General features: G+C 59.3%; 37 protein-coding genes. 28 read left to right on the forward strand and 9 right to left on the reverse strand.

The window, feature by feature from the left end; genetic code table 11:
• Positions 1-124 precede the first annotated feature (124 nt).
• Genes JQ558_RS30570 through JQ558_RS30590 form a run of 5 tightly spaced genes read right to left on the reverse strand, consistent with a single transcriptional unit; the run spans position 125 to position 1,694 of the window.
• On the reverse strand, positions 125-376 hold the full coding sequence (locus tag JQ558_RS30570; protein ID WP_212296096.1) for a hypothetical protein: 252 nt from the start codon (positions 374-376) through the stop codon (positions 125-127).
• A complete protein-coding gene (locus JQ558_RS30575) occupies positions 373-822 on the reverse strand; it encodes a DUF968 domain-containing protein (RefSeq protein WP_212296097.1) in 450 nt (149 codons plus the stop codon). The genes JQ558_RS30570 and JQ558_RS30575 overlap by 4 nt, the downstream gene beginning before the upstream one ends.
• Positions 822-983, reverse strand: a complete 162-nt coding sequence (locus JQ558_RS30580; RefSeq protein WP_212296098.1) for a hypothetical protein — start codon at positions 981-983, stop codon at positions 822-824. Before JQ558_RS30580 ends, JQ558_RS30575 begins: the two co-directional genes overlap by 1 nt.
• The gene (locus JQ558_RS30585) at positions 983-1,252 is read right to left on the reverse strand and encodes a hypothetical protein (protein WP_212296099.1); all 270 of its coding nucleotides are present in this window, start codon (positions 1,250-1,252) and stop codon (positions 983-985) included. The genes JQ558_RS30580 and JQ558_RS30585 overlap by 1 nt, the downstream gene beginning before the upstream one ends.
• Before the next feature lie 7 nt (positions 1,253-1,259).
• Entirely contained in the window at positions 1,260-1,694 is a 435-nt protein-coding gene (locus JQ558_RS30590; protein ID WP_212296100.1) for a hypothetical protein, read from the reverse strand.
• A 167-nt stretch (positions 1,695-1,861) separates the two neighbouring features.
• Here JQ558_RS30590 and JQ558_RS30595 point away from each other — a divergent pair, with 167 nt between their 5' ends.
• Both JQ558_RS30595 and JQ558_RS30600 read left to right on the forward strand, forming a co-directional pair.
• Positions 1,862-2,098: a hypothetical protein gene (locus JQ558_RS30595; protein ID WP_212296101.1), complete on the forward strand. Its 237-nt coding sequence runs from the start codon at positions 1,862-1,864 to the stop codon at positions 2,096-2,098.
• A gap of 49 nt (positions 2,099-2,147) precedes the next feature.
• A complete protein-coding gene (locus JQ558_RS30600) occupies positions 2,148-2,762 on the forward strand; it encodes a hypothetical protein (RefSeq protein WP_212296102.1) in 615 nt (204 codons plus the stop codon).
• On the opposite strand, the gene JQ558_RS30605 is transcribed toward JQ558_RS30600, so the two are convergent.
• Positions 2,723-3,430, reverse strand: coding sequence for a hypothetical protein (locus JQ558_RS30605; protein WP_212296103.1), 708 nt, complete (start codon positions 3,428-3,430; stop codon positions 2,723-2,725). The two genes, JQ558_RS30600 and JQ558_RS30605, sit on opposite strands and share 40 nt — an antisense overlap.
• Positions 3,431-3,796: 366 nt before the next feature.
• The gene (locus JQ558_RS30610; RefSeq protein WP_212296104.1) at positions 3,797-4,486 is read right to left on the reverse strand and encodes a helix-turn-helix transcriptional regulator; all 690 of its coding nucleotides are present in this window, start codon (positions 4,484-4,486) and stop codon (positions 3,797-3,799) included.
• A gap of 97 nt (positions 4,487-4,583) precedes the next feature.
• Here JQ558_RS30610 and JQ558_RS30615 point away from each other — a divergent pair, with 97 nt between their 5' ends.
• Positions 4,584-4,862, forward strand: coding sequence for a hypothetical protein (locus JQ558_RS30615; protein ID WP_212296105.1), 279 nt, complete (start codon positions 4,584-4,586; stop codon positions 4,860-4,862).
• Positions 4,863-4,878: 16 nt separating this feature from the next.
• Here the strand turns inward: JQ558_RS30615 and JQ558_RS30620 are convergent, their stop codons facing one another.
• On the reverse strand, positions 4,879-5,157 hold the full coding sequence (locus JQ558_RS30620) for a hypothetical protein (protein ID WP_212296106.1): 279 nt from the start codon (positions 5,155-5,157) through the stop codon (positions 4,879-4,881).
• A 95-nt stretch (positions 5,158-5,252) separates the two neighbouring features.
• Here JQ558_RS30620 and JQ558_RS37540 point away from each other — a divergent pair, with 95 nt between their 5' ends.
• The 9 genes from JQ558_RS37540 (at position 5,253) to JQ558_RS30660 (ending at position 9,684) form a co-directional block, all read left to right on the forward strand.
• Positions 5,253-5,726 carry a phage regulatory CII family protein gene (locus JQ558_RS37540; protein ID WP_249142714.1) on the forward strand — a complete coding sequence of 158 codons (474 nt, stop codon included), beginning with the start codon at positions 5,253-5,255 and terminating at the stop codon, positions 5,724-5,726.
• 10 nt (positions 5,727-5,736) lie between these two features.
• The gene (locus JQ558_RS30625; RefSeq protein ID WP_249142715.1) at positions 5,737-6,303 is read left to right on the forward strand and encodes a helix-turn-helix domain-containing protein; all 567 of its coding nucleotides are present in this window, start codon (positions 5,737-5,739) and stop codon (positions 6,301-6,303) included.
• Positions 6,303-6,863: a GcrA family cell cycle regulator gene (locus JQ558_RS30630; RefSeq protein WP_212296108.1), complete on the forward strand. Its 561-nt coding sequence runs from the start codon at positions 6,303-6,305 to the stop codon at positions 6,861-6,863. The genes JQ558_RS30625 and JQ558_RS30630 overlap by 1 nt, the downstream gene beginning before the upstream one ends.
• Complete coding sequence (locus JQ558_RS30635; RefSeq protein WP_212296109.1) at positions 6,860-7,204, forward strand: hypothetical protein; 345 nt, start codon at positions 6,860-6,862, stop codon at positions 7,202-7,204. Before JQ558_RS30630 ends, JQ558_RS30635 begins: the two co-directional genes overlap by 4 nt.
• Positions 7,201-7,491, forward strand: coding sequence for a DUF6378 domain-containing protein (locus JQ558_RS30640; RefSeq protein ID WP_212296110.1), 291 nt, complete (start codon positions 7,201-7,203; stop codon positions 7,489-7,491). Before JQ558_RS30635 ends, JQ558_RS30640 begins: the two co-directional genes overlap by 4 nt.
• Before the next feature lie 201 nt (positions 7,492-7,692).
• The gene (locus tag JQ558_RS30645; RefSeq protein WP_212296111.1) at positions 7,693-7,881 is read left to right on the forward strand and encodes a hypothetical protein; all 189 of its coding nucleotides are present in this window, start codon (positions 7,693-7,695) and stop codon (positions 7,879-7,881) included.
• On the forward strand, positions 7,882-8,826 hold the full coding sequence (locus JQ558_RS30650) for a hypothetical protein (protein WP_212296112.1): 945 nt from the start codon (positions 7,882-7,884) through the stop codon (positions 8,824-8,826).
• Positions 8,826-9,383, forward strand: coding sequence for a transcription termination/antitermination protein NusG (locus JQ558_RS30655; protein ID WP_249142724.1), 558 nt, complete (start codon positions 8,826-8,828; stop codon positions 9,381-9,383). Before JQ558_RS30650 ends, JQ558_RS30655 begins: the two co-directional genes overlap by 1 nt.
• Position 9,384: 1 nt before the next feature.
• A complete protein-coding gene (locus JQ558_RS30660) occupies positions 9,385-9,684 on the forward strand; it encodes a hypothetical protein (RefSeq protein ID WP_212296114.1) in 300 nt (99 codons plus the stop codon).
• Positions 9,685-9,858: 174 nt separating this feature from the next.
• On the opposite strand, the gene JQ558_RS30665 is transcribed toward JQ558_RS30660, so the two are convergent.
• Positions 9,859-10,092, reverse strand: a complete 234-nt coding sequence (locus tag JQ558_RS30665; RefSeq protein WP_212296115.1) for a hypothetical protein — start codon at positions 10,090-10,092, stop codon at positions 9,859-9,861.
• A gap of 175 nt (positions 10,093-10,267) precedes the next feature.
• On the opposite strand from JQ558_RS30665, the gene JQ558_RS30670 reads away from it, so the two are divergent.
• From JQ558_RS30670 to JQ558_RS30740, 16 genes are all read left to right on the forward strand, one after another.
• Complete coding sequence (locus tag JQ558_RS30670) at positions 10,268-10,663, forward strand: HNH endonuclease (RefSeq protein ID WP_212296193.1); 396 nt, start codon at positions 10,268-10,270, stop codon at positions 10,661-10,663.
• A 201-nt stretch (positions 10,664-10,864) separates the two neighbouring features.
• Positions 10,865-11,290, forward strand: coding sequence for a P27 family phage terminase small subunit (locus JQ558_RS37975; RefSeq protein ID WP_312015051.1), 426 nt, complete (start codon positions 10,865-10,867; stop codon positions 11,288-11,290).
• Positions 11,278-12,816: a terminase TerL endonuclease subunit gene (locus tag JQ558_RS30675; RefSeq protein ID WP_312015053.1), complete on the forward strand. Its 1,539-nt coding sequence runs from the start codon at positions 11,278-11,280 to the stop codon at positions 12,814-12,816. Before JQ558_RS37975 ends, JQ558_RS30675 begins: the two co-directional genes overlap by 13 nt.
• A gap of 2 nt (positions 12,817-12,818) precedes the next feature.
• Complete coding sequence (locus JQ558_RS30680) at positions 12,819-14,078, forward strand: phage portal protein (protein ID WP_249142716.1); 1,260 nt, start codon at positions 12,819-12,821, stop codon at positions 14,076-14,078.
• On the forward strand, positions 14,079-14,735 hold the full coding sequence (locus JQ558_RS30685; protein ID WP_212296117.1) for an HK97 family phage prohead protease: 657 nt from the start codon (positions 14,079-14,081) through the stop codon (positions 14,733-14,735).
• A 31-nt stretch (positions 14,736-14,766) separates the two neighbouring features.
• Positions 14,767-15,972 carry a phage major capsid protein gene (locus tag JQ558_RS30690; RefSeq protein ID WP_212296118.1) on the forward strand — a complete coding sequence of 402 codons (1,206 nt, stop codon included), beginning with the start codon at positions 14,767-14,769 and terminating at the stop codon, positions 15,970-15,972.
• Positions 15,973-16,029: 57 nt separating this feature from the next.
• Positions 16,030-16,314: a hypothetical protein gene (locus JQ558_RS30695; protein WP_212296119.1), complete on the forward strand. Its 285-nt coding sequence runs from the start codon at positions 16,030-16,032 to the stop codon at positions 16,312-16,314.
• A 51-nt stretch (positions 16,315-16,365) separates the two neighbouring features.
• Entirely contained in the window at positions 16,366-16,737 is a 372-nt protein-coding gene (locus tag JQ558_RS30700) for a hypothetical protein (RefSeq protein WP_212296120.1), read from the forward strand.
• Positions 16,737-17,315, forward strand: coding sequence for a head-tail connector protein (locus JQ558_RS30705; protein ID WP_212296121.1), 579 nt, complete (start codon positions 16,737-16,739; stop codon positions 17,313-17,315). Before JQ558_RS30700 ends, JQ558_RS30705 begins: the two co-directional genes overlap by 1 nt.
• A 3-nt stretch (positions 17,316-17,318) precedes the next feature.
• Entirely contained in the window at positions 17,319-17,705 is a 387-nt protein-coding gene (locus JQ558_RS30710; RefSeq protein WP_212296122.1) for a head-tail adaptor protein, read from the forward strand.
• Positions 17,706-17,730: 25 nt separating this feature from the next.
• On the forward strand, positions 17,731-18,138 hold the full coding sequence (locus JQ558_RS30715; RefSeq protein WP_212296123.1) for a hypothetical protein: 408 nt from the start codon (positions 17,731-17,733) through the stop codon (positions 18,136-18,138).
• On the forward strand, positions 18,138-18,545 hold the full coding sequence (locus tag JQ558_RS30720; protein ID WP_212296124.1) for a DUF3168 domain-containing protein: 408 nt from the start codon (positions 18,138-18,140) through the stop codon (positions 18,543-18,545). Before JQ558_RS30715 ends, JQ558_RS30720 begins: the two co-directional genes overlap by 1 nt.
• Complete coding sequence (locus JQ558_RS30725; protein ID WP_212296125.1) at positions 18,545-19,006, forward strand: hypothetical protein; 462 nt, start codon at positions 18,545-18,547, stop codon at positions 19,004-19,006. The genes JQ558_RS30720 and JQ558_RS30725 overlap by 1 nt, the downstream gene beginning before the upstream one ends.
• A gap of 61 nt (positions 19,007-19,067) precedes the next feature.
• Entirely contained in the window at positions 19,068-19,502 is a 435-nt protein-coding gene (locus tag JQ558_RS30730) for a phage tail tube protein (RefSeq protein WP_212296126.1), read from the forward strand.
• A 3-nt stretch (positions 19,503-19,505) separates the two neighbouring features.
• On the forward strand, positions 19,506-19,937 hold the full coding sequence (locus JQ558_RS30735; RefSeq protein WP_212296127.1) for a hypothetical protein: 432 nt from the start codon (positions 19,506-19,508) through the stop codon (positions 19,935-19,937).
• An 89-nt stretch (positions 19,938-20,026) separates the two neighbouring features.
• Complete coding sequence (locus JQ558_RS30740; protein WP_212296128.1) at positions 20,027-20,239, forward strand: hypothetical protein; 213 nt, start codon at positions 20,027-20,029, stop codon at positions 20,237-20,239.
• The last annotated feature ends 7 nt before the right edge of the window (positions 20,240-20,246 follow it).

Consider the following 20,246-nt stretch of genomic DNA (forward strand, 5'->3'; position numbering starts at 1 on the left):
CGCTCGACGGCAACCGCCAGAACGATCAGCGAGCAAGCAACCGGATGCACCGCGAACGCCGCCGATGCGAGTATGAGAACGCCAGCACAGAAGACGATCCATGACGGGATTTCGGGGCGCCGGATCATTTCGCGCGCTCCTCGAACTTTTCCCAAAATTCGTCGGACGTGTAGAAGCAAACCCATCCATCAAGCTCACGAACAAGGTATTCGCCCTCGTTCACGACCTGCGTTCCGGAGTAGCGGGTGTGGATCAGTTCGCCCGCATCGTTGCGCGAGCAGCTTCTCTGAACCCACGCGGGCGCGCCCGATAGATTTCCTTCGTAGCGCCAGGCTTCGAATGGCTGCTTGATTTCTTGAACCAGCATTCCGGTCATGACGGCCTCCGTTCGAACCCGCGAGACTGCAGCGGCCGTCCGGCCGGGATCTTGCGGCGCTGCTCTGGCGGCTTGCGTGGTGCGGTCCTGACGACGCGTAAAACGAGCTTTGGTTTCAGCGCACGTTCTGCGCCACCGGATTCGATCCAAAGGCGTTCGGCGATATCGAACGGGTTGCGGCCGTGAACTTCAAACCAGAACGCCTGCTCGCCGATCTTGTGCTGAGCCATGATCCCAGACTGGTGATGGTAGTTGCAAAGCGGCGTCGACCAGCGGTCGTCCGGCTTTTCCTGCATGCCCGTCGGCGGCTTACCGCGGGCCGGGCAGGCCATCCGGATATGTGCGGCCTCGACGTTGCGCGCCGATCCGCAGACGCAGCACGGCTTCGCGCGCACGAACGCTAGGTGCTTCTCGTCTCGTTGCCTGGGTGATCGCTGGCGCAGCATCAGAATGCGCGCCTCGCGCGCTTCTCGACGTCGTCCGGACCGGAGTGAACGGCGCGGGCTGGCGACCGTCGGCTCTTGCGTTCCTCGTTGACGATGTAGGCGAACACGACGAACGCAGCGAACACAACCAATGCCAATGCGGCAACCAATGTCTGGTCCATTATGCATCTCCTAGTTCGCGGGCTATCAGTTGCTGCTTGGCCTCGTACAGCGCGTCGTCGAGGTGGTTCAGCACCACTCGCGACTGGAAGCGTTCGGGCGTACTGAGGAGGCATTCGATGACGTCGATATCGCTGGACGTGTCGAGGCCGTCGTGAAGGATCGCCGCGATCAAGTACTCCGACATGACCTTCACGATCTCCCATCGCGGCACAGCCTCGAGTGGTCGGCGGAACGGAACGACGGTTTCGGATGCGACGTGTTTGTTCATGTGACCCTCAAGCAAAAGCGTTGCCGCTGAAACGATCGAACTTGTGATTGCTGAGATGCTGGCCGGGCAGGAGCCGGTACTTGTTCTGCTGGCTGGCGATGTATTCCGCCAAGGCTCGCTCGCCTTCGTCGCGGATCATGTCCGGCGTTCGCATGTCGTAAGAACGATCGCGGCAAAACGCGCTCATGAGGGGCGGAAGGTCGGGCTTCGACCAAAGCATCTCGCGATTGATCAGCCAGCGCGGGACGGAGATCGCGGCCCAGCGGCGCGCGTCCGGCGTCTCGAGGACGATCAGCTTCCGGGGAAGGTTGACGACCTTCTTCAGGCCGTAGGAGTAGACCTGCAGCGAATTCTCACGGGCGCGGCCGCGGATATCCAACATCAGGCACACCATCGCGTCGGTGGCGGCTGCGTACTTGGTGCGGCGAACGGCGGAGGGCATTTCGGTCTCCCGGCGCCCGGCTGGTTGCCTGAGCGTGGGAGAATGATAGTGGAAGAAATCCCACTTTGCAATAGGAGGGGTGGGAAATATTCTACCGATCTTTGTTCTTGAAATGTTCTGTTTTCGGAGTCACCCTCCCGGGCAATCAAAAAAGGGAGTGCGGCTGTATGAATACCGCGACGTATTACGTAGCTCAGGGTTTCGAACTGACGAAGGGCGGGCGCCTGGTAGCTGGCCAGGCTCAACAAGCGCAAAGCGCATCCGCAGCCATTCGGCGGGCTGAGAACATGGCAGGGAAGGGCGGGGCGATTGCTTTCAGCCGGACAGGCGATCCGGCTTCAGGAGATTTTGAGGATGCCAGAATACTGAAGACTTTTGGCTTAATTCCCGAAGATTTCGTATAGCGCTCCCCGGGAGCGTGTTAATCAAGGTGCATCGGACACAAGGTTGAAAATGGACCCGACTTACAATCTCAATGGCGGCTTTAAGCCGACAATGAAGCGATTCGCCGACCTTGATGGTCCAGATTTTTTCCCCACGCCTGCTTGGGCAGTGGAAGCGCTAATGGATAACGAGCCATTTGAAGGACAAATCTGGGAGCCGGCATGTGGTGACGGCACAATGGCAAAGGTGCTCGGTAGCCGCGGGAACGACGTGATTGCTTCAGATCTTTACGACCGTGGTTACGGCGAAGTCGGTATCGACTTCCTTTCATGCGGCAGAGAGGCCGACAATATCGTCACGAACCCTCCTTACAATGCAGCAGAGGGTTTTCTAAGGGTTGGCCTATCGAGTTCAAAAAGGAAAGTCGCCCTTCTACTGAGGTTGGCTTTTTTGGAAGGTGCCAATCGGTACAAGACGATTTTTTCGAAGAATCCACCCTCAAGAGTTTGGGTTTTCAGTGAGCGCATCACATTCTACCCTGCTGGGGCGAAGCAGCAGGGCACTGGGACCACAGCCTACGCTTGGTTTGTGTGGGACAAACTGGCCGTGCCAGGTGCGTCGCAGCTTTGCTGGTTGGGTCCAGGCTACAAGGCGGCTTCGGCCAAAGAAAAGCCGATGCTCTGAAGGTACTCGACTCCCTTTCCCGTCACGATGATCTCGTTAGAAGCGGTCTTTCTTGCATATCCCATCGTGAAAATACTTCTAGACGCCTCTGCGTGGGAGACAACATTACCGACGATTTGACGCCATCTTGGCTCGGTGGGCCGTGAGGGGAACGGTCTCAAGTCAATCTCTGAGAACTCGATAATGCTTTCAATGAAATCCTTGATTTGTGCGGTTGTCGCTCTGCGAGCAGGAAAGCAACTGGCGGCCTTTAAGACAACATCTCGCGACTCTCGCTCTTTCAGCTGGTGATTTAGCGGTTCTAATTGCCCATAGACAAATTTATTTCCTCGGATCCAGTGCAGTACGGACTCCTCAACGCCAAATTTTTCGCAAGCGAGCTTCACAAGCTGCACGGCCTCAGCTTGCTCCATGGGCTCAGTATAAAGCGAAGTTATTTTCTTCGGGTCGTTCCGATAATGCCGAAGGCTGAAGTGCATGGAGTTGTTTATGCAGAACGCAGCATACTCAAACTCGTCTAGATCGTCAGAGTCGCTATGTACGTTCATCGTAAAAAAACGTAGAGCGCGGCCTAGAACAGCTTGGGGTTCAAGTTCGCTATCAAGTTCATGCTTGTTTTGCCGTATGACCTTCAGGGCTGCTTGTTGGTTACGTTTGCCTTTAGGCATGCGTAGTCCTCTCCATCGACCGTGATCAATGTGATCCCCGGCGTTCGATCCGCGTACCAATTAACGTGAAGTGGTCCTTGATTAGGCTCGGGCTTCACCTCAGTGGTGAACTCGATCCCCCGTTCGGTATCCGCCAACGGAAATGCGTACCCTCGCACAGTTGGGCCATAATTAAACCGACCCGCGGTTCCTCTAATCTCCGACGTTCTTGCCTGTATGATCGCAATTTCCTTCGATTGGAGCCTAGTTTCCTTACGGCAGTAAACTCCATAAATCATCCGCGCACCTTGCCTTCAAATCAAAAAACCGCAGGAACAGTACTGCATAAAACGCGAACTCAACTATAGATTATAAAATTATAATCCGCTACCTTCGCCCCTTATACATTCCGACCACCTGATGGCAGATCGGCCAGTCGGCGCGGTGCTCGGTGAAGGTCTTGGCGGGATTGTACTGCTCGAGCTTGAACGAGCGGTCGTTAAAATTGACCAGCCGCTTTATCATTGCCTTAGCGTCGCCGGTTCGGTGATCGTGGTCGTACAGGACGACGTCGGCATCCCGTTCGATCGGGCGCCGCGGGTGGACCAGCGCCATGTCTCCAGGGCGATAGGCCGGGACCATCGATTCGCCCACCACTAACACCCCGTAGCTCTCTGGCACGCCCTCCAGAATAACCGGTCGCTTCACGTACTCCATCACGTCGGTGTGGACGATCATGAAGCCTTCCCCACCGGCGGCGGCGGCGTAGATCGGGAAATCTCGGGCGCCGACGAGTTGGTCGCCGGGAATCGAAGTCGGCGGTCCAAGTACGGGAGGCCCGCTAGCCCCCGGCCTTGCAGATACTCCGGTCGCACCAATTAGATCGACCACGGTCCAATCAAGCGCTCGGGCCACCTGTTCATTCTTGTCCGATCGTAGGGAAGCCTTTTTGCCCTCGATGAAATCGCGGATGTAGGTGCGATCCAGCCCGACCTTTACAGCCGCGGTTATCGGCGATCGGTCAAGTTCCGCGAGGCGGGCCCGGACCCTTTCCCTGAGTATGTTGCTGTCTGTCATGTGGAATTTATCCCATTTCTCAGGGATTCTTTCCAATGGGATCGTTCCCACGTTTTTCCTTGCAAAGTGGGAATATTTCTACTATACGATCTTCCCCATGGAACAGTCGTTCGAAGAATCTTGCAAACAAAACTTGCTCAAATGCGCTGAGGCATACGCGGGTCGTAAAGAGGTCAAGCTCACGACTTTGGGCCGGATAATCGCCAACGACTCTCCCTTCTTTGCTCGGCTTCATGATGATCGAAAAAACTTCACGGTCCGGAAATACGACGAAGTAATCAATTGGTTTTCGTCAAACTGGCCTGATGGTCTCGACTGGCCTTCCGCTGTTCCTCGGCCGACGCCGAGCGCCTCTGAACCGGAGCGCGCAGCATGACCCCTGAATATCAATTTCAAATTCCGCCAGCCTGTATCGCGTCTGGTGAGAATGCATCCGCCGCCGAATGCTCAGCCCCCAGCCTCGCGGCGGCGGATGCCCTCATTTCAACTTCGGCGACTGTGCGGGTCCATGCCCGGCAGATGACGGTCGCTGCAGATCCCCCGCCGGGGAGCCAGGCGGTCGTCACTGCATCGGCGCCGAACACGTTCGGTGCGGTGGCGGCCGTCACTCGCGACATCATCAGAAATTCAATTGCGTTCCGCGTCACTGCGGCGAGTTCGATGAAATCCATTTCGTCTGCGTAAGGCCGTTCCATAGGCCGGAACAAACACGAGAGCGCGGTACTGCGGCAAATTAATAGAAGCGCGAAACGTTACGGGAACAATGATGTCAGCACTCACCGACGCGCAGTATGCACTGAAGGCAGCAACACGGCGCGCCGTGAAATTGGCTGGAGGCCCTAACGCAGCGTCGGAAGTGGTGCGGGCTGCTGCATCCAGGCTTTCGCAGTACGGCAACCACGACGTTCCGATCTTCGCGCCAATCGATGTTTGCGCTGAACTCGATCGGGCTGCAGGCGATCCCGTCATCCTTCGCGCATGGGCAGACCTTCTCGGCTTCGACCTCACGCCGCGCAATGTCGACGCTGCCGTGGCGGCCGATCTCGCGCACGCTGCCGGTCAGGTGGCGCGCGAGTCCGGTGAACTGATCTCGGCTGCGATTGATGCCAGCGCCGACGGCAACCTTACACCGGCCGAAGCGCGACGCCTCGACGAAGAGGCTGCCGACGTCGAGCAGAAGGTTGTCAATCTTCGCAAGATCGTCCGCCCCGCGATGGGCGGCAATCGCAACTCCAACTGAGGGCAGCGCCATGCTTCAAGCTCTGACACCAAGGCAAGCAAAGGCGGCCGAACGCCATAGGCAATTCCACGAGGCAATTGCGCGGCGCGCCACAATGGTCGTCCCTCGTCGAGACGATCGCAGCTATTCGATACCGAACACGCCGTTTGGCGTGCCCAAGATAGCGGAAGAGAATGTGGTGCCCGTCCTGCGATACGTCGCTCCCGCGTACTCCTACGTCTGGTGTTACGAACTCGTCAGGTTTTCCGAGACCTACGCGCCAGGAGTGTTCGCGCCCCGCAAACTGCAGGTCCAAGACATTCAGCGCGCCGTATCGGAGTATTACGGCGTCACGGTTCGCGACATGCTCAGCGCGCGAAGAACGGCGAACATCGTTCGGCCTCGGCATGTCGCATATTTCTTAGCGAAGGAGCTGACCGGGAAATCTCTTCCTGAGATCGGCCGACGCTTTGGCGGGCGTGACCACACGTCGATTCTGAGCGGCATTCGAAGGATCGACCACCTTCGAACGAGAGACACTGCGTTAGCCCAAGAGCTTTGCGCCTTAGCCATCTCGTTAGGTGGGAATCTTGCGTGATGGCGTACAGGCCGGACCTCGTCTGGACGGACGAAAAGATCGAAGAACTGAAGCGCCACTGGGATGCGGATCGAACCTGCAGCCAGATCGCGGCCGCGATGGGCGTCACAAGGAACGCCATCATCGGCAAGGCGCATCGGCTCGGACTGCCAGCTAAGACCATCAAGCCGCGTATGGACCCAGCAGAGGCCAGAATTCGTCGGCTCGAACGCCAGAAAATATACGACGCGAGGCGCCGCGGCAAACCAATCACAGCGAGGATTATCATGGAAGCTCCAGCCCCGATCGTTCCGCCGGACTTCGTTGGCGACTTGCGCATCCCGACTCGCGATCTTCGCGACTGGATGGAGTTCTCACCTAACCAGTGCCGGTTCATCGCAGACGAGCCGCCCGGTCCCGATTATCTCGCCTGCGGTAACGAGACGATTCCGGGCGCCAGCTACTGCCCGCACTGCGCCGAGCGGCTGAAGCCGCCGAAGCAGATGACCCAGGCGGAGCGCGCGCACCACATTCAGATGCGCATTCGCAAGTATCAGCGCGATCTGCGGAAAGTGGCATGATGGACCTTTTCGAACTCGCAGAATCGCGAGCACAGCGCGACGCCGGCATGAAGCTGGCGGCGGATCATGCGGAAGACGAGCATGTCGGCTGGAACGACCGTGCCTATGCGTTTCTCGTCGAGTTCGCAAAGACCCATGACAGCTTCATTTCGGAAGACGTGAGCGACGCTGCCATTCTCGCTGACGAGCCCCAGCCACCCACGCTGCGCGCTTGGGGCACAATTTACCGAAGGGCGGTCAAGAATGACGTCATCATTCAAGTTGGGGCAGGGCGATCCCGGCGACGTCACGCGTCCATCTGCCCGCGGTGGGGCTCACTGATCTGCAAGGTGCCGGCATGAAAGCTAAGACAGTAGCAGAGAAGGCCGCCGGGCTCGTCAGCGGCGACAGGAAGGCCGCCTATGGCGATGTCACCGAGGGCATCGAGCGCATCGCCGCGATCTGGAACGGCATCCTTGCGGCCGCCGGAGCCGCGCCAGCGCGCCCCCTGAACGCACATGACGTCGCGAACATGATGGAAGGTCTGAAGATCGCCAGGCGCTACACGGGACCATATCGGGCGGACAACTACATCGACGGCGCCGGCTGGTCTGCCGTGGCCGGTGAAGCAGGGGAGAAGATGCGGTGATCCATTCACAGACGCGCCAGCGCGCCGTGAGCGCGGGATAAACGATGACCATCCGCGCTGCTCGCGGTGCGACCAACCCAATCCGCGGCCCAATCAGCGCTACTGCGGCGACTGCCACGCCTTCTACATGAGGGGTTGGCGCAAGGCATCGCGGAATGTTGCACATGAAACGTTTTGTTCCACGCTCAGGGGTATAGACGCATGAAACCAGTCACCGACAACCGAATGAGAGACGTCAAGGCGGGCATCGTCAACGAGGTCGCGAAGATGCTGCCGAAATCGGAGCGCGTGGCGTCCGTAAAGGGCTTGCTTCGGTGCGATGAGGACGAGGCGAGGGCTCTGATCTCCCGCGGCCGTCGGCTTGAGAAGGCAAAGGAACGGGCGGCATAAGTGGCGAAGCCAAAAGACAAGCACCCGTGGTTCAAGTTCTTTCCGGCTAACTGGCGCGGGAATACGAAGCTGCGCCTGTGCAGCATCGGCGCGCGCGGCCTCTGGATGGAGATGCTCTGCATCATGCACGATGCGGAGCCCTACGGCCATCTAGTGAACAACGGCGTAGCAGTCAGCAACAAGCAGTTGGCGCAGCTCGCTGGAATCGGTTTGACCGAGGTCATGAAACTGATGTGCGAGCTTGAAGTCGCTGGAGTGTACAGCCGCACCGACGACAAGGTGATCTACTCACGAAAGATGGTCCGGGATAAGGCGAAGGCACAGCAGGCCAAGGATTGGGGTTCGACCGGGGGTAATCCTGAGCTGGTCGGTGAGGATAAGGAGGGGGTTAACCCCCCTGTTAAGGGTAAGGATAAACCCAAGAAGCAAGAACCACATTCCAATTCCAAAGCCACAGCCGCTGCAGAGGCGGTCGTTTTGGACGAAGGGCAGGAAAAGCAGGCCTTGGCGCTTCGCGTCATGCTGGCTGCGATCCGATCTGGCAAAAAATGGTCGGTGCCTGATCTAAGCCCGATCGACGTCTGGGTCTACGAGGGCATCTCGACGAACACGATCCAGACCGCTTGCACGCCGCTGCTGAACCGCAAAGAGGACATGGCCTCTCTGGCCTATTGCGATAGCGCTGTGCGGGCCGCACACGCGATCGCGCCGCATTTGCAGGTCGTGGCGTCAGGAAAGGTTTGGGTCGACGAGGGGACGCCGGAGTGGGCTTGCCACCAGGCGGAGGCGTTCCGGCTCAACCGGCGCGGCACGCCATCAACCGACCATCGCGACGAAAACGGACAGGTCACGGGGCGTCGAGGCTGGTACTTCGCATCGCAATGGCCAGAAGGTTTCAACGATTTCGGCGAACGCATAGCGCCGGCAGAGGAGAATGCAGCGTGATGATTGTGAAGGATTTGATTGACCCGCAGCCCGTCGCGACATCGATTCCGGACGCGCCCTGGTACGTCATGCTGACAGAACCGCAGCAGGATCTGACGACGGTCTGGCGGCTGCATGAACTCGGGCTTGAAATGTTTGTACCGGTGCTGCGACGTCGGGTGAAGACTGGACGGCTCGGGAAGAATGGCCACAAGGTAACGCGGGTGATCGCGAAGCCGATGTTCCCAGGATACGGCTTCCTCCGCTACGGAGCGCCGCTATCGTCGGTGCTGGCGACGCGCGGCGTCCGCGACTTCATGCGCAACGAGGAGGGAAAGCCGGTCATCCTGCCGAACAGCGCCGTTCAATCGGTCTACCGTCGGCAGATGCAGGAGCATTACGAGTTCCTGAAGCGGTCTCAGTTCAAGCGGGGCGAGAGGGTCCGGATCGACGCCGACGGAGGTGTCTATGCTGGTCTCGTCGCGACCGTCGATGAGGTCGACAGCAAGGGCCGAATACAGGTACTCTTCGGCATGATCCGCCACACATTGAGGGCGGATATGGTGGTGGCAGCATAAAATGGATGAAATCGAAGAAGTTAAAGCCGCTCTAGTCCAACACAAACAACAGATTGATCTATTAGCTGCCGAAACTATGGCGCTACAGTTCATCGTATCTGGTGTTCTCAGCGAGGTTATCAAAGCGCTTCCACAGGCAGAGACGGTCATTCTCAGCGCTTTCGATGCGGCCGCCAACGCCGCAGAGCGCCTCAGCATTGAGCACGGCAAACAGTCAGGGCATATGCCCAAAACGCTCGAAATTGTCGAGCAGCTGAGGCGATCGGTCAAAGGCAAGGACAAGCCTCGCCACGGTGTCTGACGATCTGTGAACAACCACAATAATTAGTTGCGGAATTGTGGCAAATCGAATAGCGCTCGAATTGTCTTGTGCGGATACCCAGTTCAACTCTGCGCCTGAGGGCGATAAGTGGAACGCCTTGACACCGGCTAAGGCCGGTTTTTCGCCGCTTCTGCGGCGTGGCGGCTCGTCGCCTCAAGGATGGCTTATCTCAGAGATCGCCGAAATCATAATATTCATCGTCCGCTGATTGGTCGGGCCCGCGCTATCCTGAAACCGTATGAAGTCGAGGAATATGGTTACGGGTTGGTACGCGTTGTAACTTTCTCCATTCACCGTTTTTATAACTAATTCGCCGTTATTCGGCAGGCGCTTGAAGACTTCAATCATCGCGTCGCGCATCGACTGACCGCTGTACAAAACCTGCATTTTCCATCTCCATTTGTAAATGGAGGCTACCCCAAGGTGCGCTGGATGAACAATGTAATTCAGTTTCCAGGCCCCAAAGCTGAAGATGGCGGAAAGTCGCGCATAAGGGCTCGTCGAGCTATTATCGGCCTAGTTGCAGGATCGGGGTTCTTTCGAGATGAACTCGCCATGGATCATGCTGATCCTGAGGTGCCATTCGATAGCGCTCCCATGGTGCACCCTGCCTAAGCCGCTAGAGCGCAGGCAACGTAACCGGGAATACGACACCAAGCGTAGGGCCGAGAACCCCTGGCGTGCATGGTACGGTACCGCTAGGTGGCAGGCCCTACGTGCATCTCAGCTGGCTAAGCAGCCACTATGTGAGCGCTGTGCATCAAGGAACAGAGTAGTGGCAGCATCGGTTGCGCACCACACCTCACCACACAAGGGTGATGCAGCGCTGTTCTGGGATCCCACCAACCTAAGCTCCAGCTGTGCTGACTGTCATGATGTGGATGAGCAGCGCATCGAGCGTGGTGGTCGAGCAAGACAAGAGGTCGATGCTGATGGATGGCCTCAAGAAATAAAATAACGTGAAGTTTTATTTCTTTTCGCGTTTCTCCCCCGCCCGGGGGGCGGTCCAAAACTTCGGAGCCCTTCGCGGCTAGACCGGCGGCCCCCTGCAAATCTAAATTCCGCAAGTTTTCACGTCGGGGGTCTTGTTTTGGGTAAGAGAGGACCAAAGCCAAAGCTCGCGGCGCTCGAAAAGCTCGAAGGGAATCCCGGAAAGCGGGTGATCGAGGAGAGCGGAATTGAGGCTCTCGGTGAACCGTTCATCCCGGAGCATCTGTCCGACGACGCCCGCGGCTGCATCGAAGTGATCAAGCAGTCGATGCCGGCGAACATCTATTCGGCCTTGGATAGCTTCCTTCTCTCCGCGTTCGGCACGGCCTGGGCGCTGCACAAGCTGGCGGCCCACACGATCAATGACCCGAACTTCGAGCACGTCATCACCGTGGGCGACAACGGCGCCGAGGCGCAGAGTCCATGGCTGGCAATTCTAAACAAGCAGGCAGCCCTGATGGCAAGCCTCGGCGACCGGCTCGGGCTCGATCCAAAAAGCCGCGCCGCGCTCAAACTGCCAGGCGCAAAGCAGCGGAAAAGCAAGTTCGCCGGGCTGCTCGGGCAGACCGGGTCATCGCCTTCATTGAGCAGCTAGTCGTTCCATCGGGCGAGGGGCAGGGAGGCCGGTTTCGGCTCCGCGAGTGGCAGAAGCGGTTCATCCGCGACATTTACGAACCGCACGGCGCCAACGGGCTACGGGTCGTGCGTCGTGCCATCCTCTCGATCGCGCGTAAGAACGGAAAGACGGCGCTGATCGCGGCCCTGGTGCTGACGCATCTGATCGGGCCGGAATCGATCCAGAACGGTGAAATCTATTCGGCCGCCAACGATCGCGAGCAGGCCGCGCAAGTTTACAAGATGGCGTCGCAGATCGTGCGCGCCGATCCTGAACTTTCCGAAATACTGCGGTGTGTCGACTCCACGAAGACCATCGCCTGTTACTCGAACGGCAGTTTCTATCGCGCGATGTCCAGCGAGAGCGGGACCAAGCACGGCCTGAATCCGACATTCGTCGTCTTCGACGAGCTGGCGCAGGCGAAGAACCGGGAACTGTACGACGTCCTCGATACCTCGTTTGGTGCCCGTGCTGATCCGCTTTTTGTGGTCATCTCTACGCAATCGAACGATCCAGAACATATTCTGTCGAAGCTTATTGATGACGGTGTTGGCGCCAAGGATCCGCGCATCGTCTGCCATCTCTACGAAGTCCCGGAAGACTGCAAAGACGTTTTCGATCCGAAGGTTTGGAAGAAGGCCAACCCCGCTCTAGGCGACTTCAGGTCGCTCGCCGATCTCAAAGCTATCGCCGACAAAGCGGAGCGGATGCCGGCGGAAGAGCCGAAATTTCGAAACCTGTATCTGAACCAGCGTGTCGCACCGATCGCGTCGCTGATCTCGCGCAAGGAGTGGATGGCCTGTGCGGGTCCAGTGGACTTCGCAGAAAAGGAAGAGGTCTATCTGGCGCTGGATATGTCGGCGGTGGTCGACCTCACCGCGCTCGTCATGGGTAGCGCTGGAGAGAAAACAAAGGTCCGGCCGTTCATCTGGAAGCCGGAAGAACTTCTGAAGGATCACAGCGACCGCGACTTCGGCTCCGGCAATAACCGGTACGGTGAATGGCAAAAGGCCGGACACCTGCTCGTCTCTCCCGGACGATCAATTGATCCTGCGGTGGTGGCGAACAAGATCGCCGAACTGGTGAAGTCCTTCAAAGTTCTCGGGCTCGCATACGACCGCTGGCGCATCGCTGATTTGTTGCGGGAGTTCGATCGCATCGGGCTCGCGGCCTGGGAAGATAAGGGCCAAGAGAAGCAGGGAAGCGGGCTTCGCCTGATTCCGTGGGGGCAGGGTTTCAAGGACATGGCTCCTGCGATCGATGCGCTGGAGCTTGAAGTCATCGAACGCAACCTGATCCACCCATCAAATCCGGTCCTAACCTGGGCGATGGCTAACGCAGTCGCAACGATGGACCCGGCCGGCAACAGGAAGCTGGACAAAGACAAAGCGCGCTTCCGCATCGATCCCGCGGTGGCGCTGACAATGATGGTCGGGTTGAAAGCGCGAGATCGCGCCACGACCGGGCCGACGATTGACGACTTCCTCGCAAGCTTGGCTGGTTGAACATGATGGGCTTGCTGCGAAAGGCGGTGACGACGTTTCGCCGTCGGACGCTGGACATCAAAGACCCGACGGGCTGGAACGGGGGAGACACCAAGCCGGCGGGAGAAGAAGTGACGCCTTCCGGCGTGCTCGGCCTGTCTGCTGCTTGGGCTTGCGTCAACCTGATCGCAGGCACCATCGCAACGCTGCCGCTGATGGTCTACCGAACGAAGAAAGACGGCTCGCGGGAGGTCGCAAAGGATCATCCGCTTTACCGGATCCTGCACGACAATCCGAACTCGGATCAGACCGCGGTCGATTATCTCGAGTTCGTACAGTCGAGCCTGGAGTTCTGGGGCAACTCCTATTCGCGGATCATTCGGTCCGGTGAAAAGCCGGTATCCCTCCTGCCGATCCGGCCGGACATCATGTCCGTCGATCGCGCTGACAATGGTCGTATTCGTTACCGGTGGTCGGAAGACGGTCAGTTCTTCGAGCGCTTCGATGATACGGTTCTCCACATTCGCGGCTTCGGCGGCGGTCCGCTGGGTGGTCTGTCGACGCTCTCGTTTGCTCGCAACACCTTCGGTCTGGCACTCGCCACCGACCGCGCCGCGCGCGACACGTTCTCAAACGGGATGCGGCCGTCGGGCCAGTTCGTTTTCAAGGAATGGCTGACAAAGGATCAGCGCGAGATGGTCGAGCAGCGCTTGGCCGAGAAGTATATGGGCGCCATGAATACCGGCCGCCCGTACATCGCGGAAGGTGGGCTCGAATATAAGCCGATCTCGATCAACCCCGAAGACGCGCAGATGCTGGAGACGCGCGGCTTTTCAGTCGACGAGGTCTGCAGGTTCTTCGGGGTTCCGCCGTTCATGATCGGACATACCGAGAAGTCGACGAGCTGGGGCACCGGTCTTGCCGAGCAGGTGCTCGGTTTTCAGAAATTCAATCTCCGGCGCCGCTTGAAGCGGATCGAGCAGGCCATTGAGAAGCGGCTGCTCACTGCCGCCGATCGCGCTGCAGGCGTGACGGTGGAATTCAATCTTGAGGGCTTGCTCCGTGGTGATAGCGCCGCGCGCGCGGCCTTCTACAAAGCCGGCCTGAATGATGGCTGGCTGAACGTCAATCAAGTTTGTGCCTGGGAAAACCTGCCGCCGGTCGAAGGCGGAGATATCAACCGCGTGCAGATGCAGAACGTGCCTCTCACGGAAGCCGGCAAAGAGCCGGAGCCCAAGCCAGCACCAGCCGCGCCGAAACTGCGCGTCGTCGGGAGCGAATAGATGAAGCACTTCGATTTCACCTTTGAGACCAAGAGCCTCAGCGAGGCTGGCGAGTTCGAGGGCTACGCTTCAACCTTCGGGAATGTCGACCAGGGCGGCGACATCGTCGAGCCGGGCGCGTTCATCGAGAGCGTGGTGAAGGCGAAGAGCGACGGCCGGACCATTCCGATGCTGTGGCAGCACGATCAGCGGGAACCGATCGGCGTCTGGAAGGACATCGCCGAAGATTCCAAGGGCCTGTACGTCAAGGGCCAGCTCATTCTTGAAGGCGATCCGACCGCGCAGCGCGCCTATGGAAAGCTGAAAGCAAAAGCCTTGGGTGGGATGTCGATCGGGTACGGGATCCCCGCGGGTGGTTCCGAGCCGGACCCGAAGCGCCGCGGCGTCACCAGGCTTTCCAAGATCGATCTCCGCGAAATCTCGCTCGTCACCATGCCGATGAATATTCAAGCGCGGGTGACCGGCGTCAAAGCAATTTTGGAGGGCGGCGCATTGCCGACCGTCCGCGAGTTTGAGGACCACCTGCGGGATGCAGGTTTCTCGAAAAGTCTTGCCGCGGCAATCGCCGGCAAGGCAGCGCCACATCTTCGGGGGGAGCCCGACGTCAAGGCGAGTGACGCAACCGCATTCCTGCAGGGTCTCCTGAAGGCCGGTTGATTTTTTCCTCCTCTGCCGAAAGGGCAAACCAATGACCGACAAGACCGCTGCCGAACTGGCTGGCGAAGTGAAAGCCGAGTTCCAGAAGTCCTTCGATGCCGTCAAGGAGATCGCCGAAAAGGCGCTCGCCGAGGCCGCCAAGGGTGTCACCATGTCCACCGAGCAGAAGGACAAGGCCGACGATACGATCATCAAAATGAACGTGCTGAACGAGCAGCTTGCGACGCTCGAACAGAAGGTTCTCGAAGGCACCAAGGGCGAGCAGGACAAGCCCAAGACCATGGGCGAAATGTTTGTCGGCGACGACAAGGTCAAGCAGTTCCTGGCTCAGGCCAATCCGCGCGGCCGTATCGACCTGCAGACCAAGGCCACGCTGACGTCGCTCACCACCGATGCCGCCGGCTCGGTCGGTGACGCGATCCAGAACACCCGTCTTCCGGGCATCCTCCCGCTTCCCCAGCGCCGGATGACCGTCCGCGACCTTCTCTCGCAGGGTCAAATGGACGGGTCGACGCTGGAGTACGTCAAGGAAACCGGCTTCACCAACAATGCCGGCATGGTGGCGGAAGGCGCGGCCAAACCGTCGTCGGATATCAAGCTGGATCTGGTGTCGACGTCCGCGAAGGTCATCGCGCACTACATGAAGGCGTCGCGGCAGGTGCTGAGCGACATCTCACAGCTTCGCTCGATCATCGACCAACGCCTTCTGTACGGCCTGGCCTACAAGGAGGAATCCCAGCTTCTGAACGGTGATAACACCGGTCAGAACCTGAACGGCATCATCCCGCAGGCGACCGCCTATTCGGCGCCGGTGTCCCTGGCTGACCTCAACATCATCGACGTGCTTCGGCTCGCGATGCTGCAGGCAGCGCTGGCGGAATATCCGGCGTCCGGTCACGTCATGCACCCGACCGATTGGGCGGGCATCGAGACGCTGAAGGACACCACCGGTCGCTACATCATCGGCAACCCGCAGGGCACCACCACGCCCACGCTGTGGGCTTTGCCGGTGGTCGCCACTCAGTCGATGACCGTCCGCAAGTTCCTCACCGGTGCATTCAAGCTCGGAGCACAGGTGTTCGATCGCTGGACGGCGCGCGTGGAGATCGCCACCGAGAACGAAGACGACTTCATCAAGAACCTCGTCACCATCCTGGCCGAAGAGCGCGTCGCGCTCGCAGTCTATCGGCCGGAAGCGTTCATTTACGGCGACTTCGACACCGCTCTGGCGGCCTAACGCAATCTGATCGGCGGCCTCCAGGCCGCCGGTCTCCTCTCATTGGAGATCGCGACCATGGCCGACAAGATGAAATTCAAGGTGCTTCGCCGTCACGAAGGCGACCGCATGTACGAAGAGGGCGACACCCGAGAGGGCACGCAGGCCGAGCTAGGCCACCTCGTCCCGAAGGTGCTGGAGCTTCTCGGACCCGCGGATAGGCCGCTTGATCCCGCGAAACCGGCCGAGCCGGTTAAGGCGGAACCCGCGCCGCTGAACAAATCCGAACCAGCGCCGGCTAACAAGGCCGAGCCGGTACCGAGCACCAGCAAGACGCACCACCCGCGCAACAAGCGCAAGTAGGCCGCAAGGCCGCCACCTGCGCTCCGGCGCCGCACCACCAGGAGAACGACCATGAAGCGATACAAAGTCACCGTCACCACGGCGGCCGACGGCACCGTTACGGCATACACCCCGCGCATTTCGGGCAAGATCCACGGCGTCAACTACGTCAAGGACGGAACGACGCCCTATACCGACGGCGTGGATTTCACGATCACTGCGGAAACAACCGGTGAGAATATCTGGACCGAGGCGAACGTGAACGCGTCCGCAGTCCGGTACCCGCGTGCTCCGCTCCATTCACAGGTCGGCGTTGCGCTTCTGTACGCGGCCGGCGGCACTGCCGTTACCGACAAGGTTGCGGTGGGCAATGATCGGGTGAAGATCGTTCTGGCGCAGGGTGGCGCCACCAAGGTTGGCGTTTTCTACATCGTGGTTGACTGATGCCTGTTGTTGTTATCGACGCGCCGGTTGGTGATTTGGTTTCGCTCGACGAGGCCAAGAAGCACCTGCGCGTCGATTTCGACGATGATGACGAGTACATCGAGGCGCTGATTGACTCCGCTGTTGCCCACATTGATGGGCCTGCGGGATGGCTCGGCCGTGCGCTCCTGACCCAGACATTGGAGTGGCGCGGCGATGAATTCGGAACCTGTGACATCCGGTTGCCGTTTCCGCCGGTCGCCGACCTCGTCAGCGTTAAGTACGACGATGACGACGGGGTAGAGCAGACCGCGCCTGACACAATTTATCGGTTGGTCGGCCAGCCTGGCGCGCCACGCGTGACGCTCGCCTATGACGAGACATGGCCAACCGTCCGCGCTCAAAGCGAGGCTGTGCGCATCCAATACACGGCGGGATATGGCAACCCGGAAGACGTTCCGGCACCGATTAAGCACGCTATCCTTTTGCTGATTGGGCATTGGTACGCGAACCGTGAACCGGTCAACATCGGCAATATTGTAACTGAAATTCCTATGACGGTTCGGGCGTTGCTGTTTCCGTTCCAGATCCTGGCCTGATCCATGAAATCCGGTCAACTCGATCGCCGCGTCACTATTCGTCGAAAGACGTCAGGATCTTCTCCGTCTGGAGAGCCGATTGACACATGGTCCGTGCTCGCTGTGCGCCGAGCTGCGTCAATGTGGCCCGTGCGCGCCGACGAGCGGTTTTCTGCACCAGAAGAGACGGCTTACGAACAGATCGAGTTTCGAGTCCGACATTCGGCGGACGTGGCTGCGTTGACGCCCTTGGATCAGATTATCCACCCGGCGCTGACTGAAGCGCAGGCGGCGGATGCTGGGTATGTGGTGCCGGAGCGATCAATTCACGACGTCCTCGGCGTCAGCGAAATCGGACGCCGCGAAGGTCTCAAGATCATCACCCAGCGGCGCGCGGACGTAACTACCTAAATTCTCAACCAGAAAGGAATTCGACATGGTCGACATCACCATCACGGCGGCAAACGTGCTTCCCGGCGCCGGGGCCGTCACCGAGCAGGGAACAGCAGGGGAAACAATCACCGCCGGGCAGGCGCTCTACAAGGATTCCACCGGAAACTGGATGAAGGCCGATGCTGACTCCGCGGTCGCCGCGGCTCGTGATGCGAAGGCGATCGCGCTTTGCGGAGCTTCAGCCAACCAGCCGATCACGGTGCAGAGGTCCGGCGAGATAACTCTTGGAGGCATGACCGCCGGTGTGACTTACTATCTGTCCGGCGCAACTGCCGGGGGAATTGCCCCGATCGCGGACGTAGGCACCGGCGAGTATTTCGACGTGATCGGCATCGCTAAGTCGACCACAGTTATGAAGCTGCTGTTCGGCTACTCGGGCGTCTCGGCCTGATGAAGGACATCCGCCCGGCGCTTCGCGAATTTCTGCTGGGCGATGCCAATATTTCCGCCTTGGTGGTCACGCGGGTATTCCCGATCGTGCTTCCCCAGGGTGTGAAGCTGGCAAGCGTCGTCTACAACCGGATCTCCGGGGCGGGCGACTACGATATGCAGGCGTCGACCGGCTATGTCCGGCCGCGCTTCCAGATCGCCGCATGGGCTCCTGGCGCCGACGCTGCAGTGACGCTCGCGGGGCGGTTGAAGGATCGCCTCGACGGATATCGCGGTGTGATGGGGTCGGGTGGCTCCGCTGTGACGGTACAGGGCGTGTTCATGGCCGACGAACGAGAAATGTTTGACGATGCCGTGCAGATGTACGGCGTGATGCGGGACTGGTTCATCCATCACGAGGAACTGTAATGGCCCGGCAGACCTTCAAACTAGAAGGGCTCGCCGAACTCGACGAGGCGATGACCGAACTTCCAAAGGCGACCGCTAGAAACGTTTTGCTCCGCACCCTGAAAGAGCAAGGCGTTCCGATCAAGGAGGCAGGCGAGCGCAATGCGCCGCGCCTCAAAGGCGGACTTCGGGAATCTTACACCGTAGGGCAGAAGCTTTCGCGCAGGCAAAAGGGCCTGAACCGCAAAGAAAGTATGGTCGAAGTTTACATCGGCCCAGGACCGCACGCGAAGGGCGTACAGACTGAATTCGGTAACGCGCACCAAGCCGCGCAACCACATCTCCGGCCGGCATTCGACGGCAATGTGATGAAGGTGCTGAGCGGGATCAAAGACGACTTGGCCAAGCAAATCGAGAAGGCGCGCGTCCGCCTCGCCAGAAAAGCAGAACGGCTCGCAGCCAAGATCGCAGCCGGAAAATAGTTCCCCATCCCCGCCGGGGCGACGTCGCGGGCTTCCCTAAATCAGACATGGAGTAATCCCGATGGCGACCAGTGCCCGCATTGGCTATCAGACGTTGTTCAAGACCGGCAATGGAGCGTCGCCGGAAGTGTTCACCACGCTTGCGGAGGTCACCGGTATCACGCCGCCGGCCATGGCGCGCGATACGGTCGACGCTACCCACGAGGAGAGCCCCGGCGCCTGGCGCGAGTTCATCGCGGGCCTGAAGGACGGCGGCGAGGTCGGCCTCGAACTGAACTTCATCCCAGGCGGCTCCGCGACAACCGCGCTGATGGCGGAGATGGACCTCGACGGGCCGCTGGCCTCGAAGAACCGCCAGATCCTGTTTCCCGACGGCTCCTACTTCTCATTCGCTGGCATCCTGACCGGCTTCGAGCCGGACGCTCCGCTCGACGACAAGATGGCGGCTTCGGTGACGTTCAAGGTAACCGGCAAGCCCACGCTGGTGCAGGCGTAACGGATGGACAACAAAGAGAATGGCGAAGTCTCGTTCGAGGCTTCTGGCAAGTCCTACACGCTTCGATACACCGACGGAGCATTCATTGCTCTTGAAGAGTATCTAGACCGCGGCATCTTCGACATTTTCGGAGAGCTGTTGAGTTGGGGCCCGAAGTTCGACGCGAAAGGCAAGCCCCTTCCGGAGACGCAGGCGGACGTTGAGGCCCGCATGAAGAAGATGCGGCTAGGCTTCTGCCGCGCTGTCTTCTGGGCTGGCTTTCACGACCTGCACAAAGACGTCACCATCGAGCAGGCCGGTACGATCATGAAAGATATTGGTGGCGTGCTCGGCGTATATGCCTTGATTGTGAACGGCTTTGCTGCAGCGTTGCCGGATTCGAAGGGTGAGAGTGAAGCGCGCCCTCCGAAGAGGCCGATCAATCATCGAAAATAGATTGGCTCGGTCGGCTAGATGAATGGCTGAAGGTCGGTTTCAAGGAATCCGACTTCTGGCGCTGCACTCCTCGCCAATATATGCGGCAGATGAAAGCCCGCATCGCCGAACTGGAGCGTGAGCACAATGATCGTGCCTGGCTGGCTTGGCATACCGCGGCCCTCCCGCGGTCAAAAAAATTCCCTGCTCTGAAAAAACTTATGATCCGCGAGCGTCACACGCAGACCGCAGAGCAAATGCTCGCGGTCGCAAAGCAATGGACCGCTGCCCTGGGCGGCGAATTCAAAGGCAAGCCGAACTGAGGCACTG

The organism is Bradyrhizobium sp. AUGA SZCCT0160 (genome assembly GCF_018130105.1).
GTDB lineage: Bacteria > Pseudomonadota > Alphaproteobacteria > Rhizobiales > Xanthobacteraceae > Bradyrhizobium.

Coding starts and splice junctions, on each gene's coding strand:
- JQ558_RS37540 (WP_249142714.1), top strand. CDS start 5,253: ATGTCAGCACTCACCGACGCGCAGTATGCACTGAAGGCAGCAACACGG.
- JQ558_RS30605 (WP_212296103.1), bottom strand. CDS start 3,430: ATGCCTAAAGGCAAACGTAACCAACAAGCAGCCCTGAAGGTCATACGG.
- JQ558_RS30660 (WP_212296114.1), top strand. CDS start 9,385: ATGGATGAAATCGAAGAAGTTAAAGCCGCTCTAGTCCAACACAAACAA.
- JQ558_RS30590 (WP_212296100.1), bottom strand. CDS start 1,694: ATGCCCTCCGCCGTTCGCCGCACCAAGTACGCAGCCGCCACCGACGCG.
- JQ558_RS30710 (WP_212296122.1), top strand. CDS start 17,319: ATGAAATCCGGTCAACTCGATCGCCGCGTCACTATTCGTCGAAAGACG.
- JQ558_RS30730 (WP_212296126.1), top strand. CDS start 19,068: ATGGCGACCAGTGCCCGCATTGGCTATCAGACGTTGTTCAAGACCGGC.
- JQ558_RS30705 (WP_212296121.1), top strand. CDS start 16,737: ATGCCTGTTGTTGTTATCGACGCGCCGGTTGGTGATTTGGTTTCGCTC.
- JQ558_RS30595 (WP_212296101.1), top strand. CDS start 1,862: ATGAATACCGCGACGTATTACGTAGCTCAGGGTTTCGAACTGACGAAG.
- JQ558_RS30620 (WP_212296106.1), bottom strand. CDS start 5,157: ATGGATTTCATCGAACTCGCCGCAGTGACGCGGAACGCAATTGAATTT.
- JQ558_RS30715 (WP_212296123.1), top strand. CDS start 17,731: ATGGTCGACATCACCATCACGGCGGCAAACGTGCTTCCCGGCGCCGGG.
- JQ558_RS30570 (WP_212296096.1), bottom strand. CDS start 376: ATGACCGGAATGCTGGTTCAAGAAATCAAGCAGCCATTCGAAGCCTGG.
- JQ558_RS30685 (WP_212296117.1), top strand. CDS start 14,079: ATGAAGCACTTCGATTTCACCTTTGAGACCAAGAGCCTCAGCGAGGCT.
- JQ558_RS30610 (WP_212296104.1), bottom strand. CDS start 4,486: ATGACAGACAGCAACATACTCAGGGAAAGGGTCCGGGCCCGCCTCGCG.
- JQ558_RS30655 (WP_249142724.1), top strand. CDS start 8,826: ATGATTGTGAAGGATTTGATTGACCCGCAGCCCGTCGCGACATCGATT.
- JQ558_RS30630 (WP_212296108.1), top strand. CDS start 6,303: ATGGCGTACAGGCCGGACCTCGTCTGGACGGACGAAAAGATCGAAGAA.
- JQ558_RS30665 (WP_212296115.1), bottom strand. CDS start 10,092: ATGCAGGTTTTGTACAGCGGTCAGTCGATGCGCGACGCGATGATTGAA.
- JQ558_RS30645 (WP_212296111.1), top strand. CDS start 7,693: ATGAAACCAGTCACCGACAACCGAATGAGAGACGTCAAGGCGGGCATC.
- JQ558_RS30580 (WP_212296098.1), bottom strand. CDS start 983: ATGGACCAGACATTGGTTGCCGCATTGGCATTGGTTGTGTTCGCTGCG.
- JQ558_RS30680 (WP_249142716.1), top strand. CDS start 12,819: ATGATGGGCTTGCTGCGAAAGGCGGTGACGACGTTTCGCCGTCGGACG.
- JQ558_RS30690 (WP_212296118.1), top strand. CDS start 14,767: ATGACCGACAAGACCGCTGCCGAACTGGCTGGCGAAGTGAAAGCCGAG.
- JQ558_RS30625 (WP_249142715.1), top strand. CDS start 5,737: ATGCTTCAAGCTCTGACACCAAGGCAAGCAAAGGCGGCCGAACGCCAT.
- JQ558_RS30615 (WP_212296105.1), top strand. CDS start 4,584: ATGGAACAGTCGTTCGAAGAATCTTGCAAACAAAACTTGCTCAAATGC.
- JQ558_RS30700 (WP_212296120.1), top strand. CDS start 16,366: ATGAAGCGATACAAAGTCACCGTCACCACGGCGGCCGACGGCACCGTT.
- JQ558_RS30670 (WP_212296193.1), top strand. CDS start 10,268: ATGCTGATCCTGAGGTGCCATTCGATAGCGCTCCCATGGTGCACCCTG.
- JQ558_RS30575 (WP_212296097.1), bottom strand. CDS start 822: ATGCTGCGCCAGCGATCACCCAGGCAACGAGACGAGAAGCACCTAGCG.
- JQ558_RS30600 (WP_212296102.1), top strand. CDS start 2,148: ATGGACCCGACTTACAATCTCAATGGCGGCTTTAAGCCGACAATGAAG.
- JQ558_RS30740 (WP_212296128.1), top strand. CDS start 20,027: ATGAAAGCCCGCATCGCCGAACTGGAGCGTGAGCACAATGATCGTGCC.
- JQ558_RS30640 (WP_212296110.1), top strand. CDS start 7,201: ATGAAAGCTAAGACAGTAGCAGAGAAGGCCGCCGGGCTCGTCAGCGGC.
- JQ558_RS30720 (WP_212296124.1), top strand. CDS start 18,138: ATGAAGGACATCCGCCCGGCGCTTCGCGAATTTCTGCTGGGCGATGCC.
- JQ558_RS30635 (WP_212296109.1), top strand. CDS start 6,860: ATGATGGACCTTTTCGAACTCGCAGAATCGCGAGCACAGCGCGACGCC.
- JQ558_RS30585 (WP_212296099.1), bottom strand. CDS start 1,252: ATGAACAAACACGTCGCATCCGAAACCGTCGTTCCGTTCCGCCGACCA.
- JQ558_RS30725 (WP_212296125.1), top strand. CDS start 18,545: ATGGCCCGGCAGACCTTCAAACTAGAAGGGCTCGCCGAACTCGACGAG.
- JQ558_RS30695 (WP_212296119.1), top strand. CDS start 16,030: ATGGCCGACAAGATGAAATTCAAGGTGCTTCGCCGTCACGAAGGCGAC.
- JQ558_RS30735 (WP_212296127.1), top strand. CDS start 19,506: ATGGACAACAAAGAGAATGGCGAAGTCTCGTTCGAGGCTTCTGGCAAG.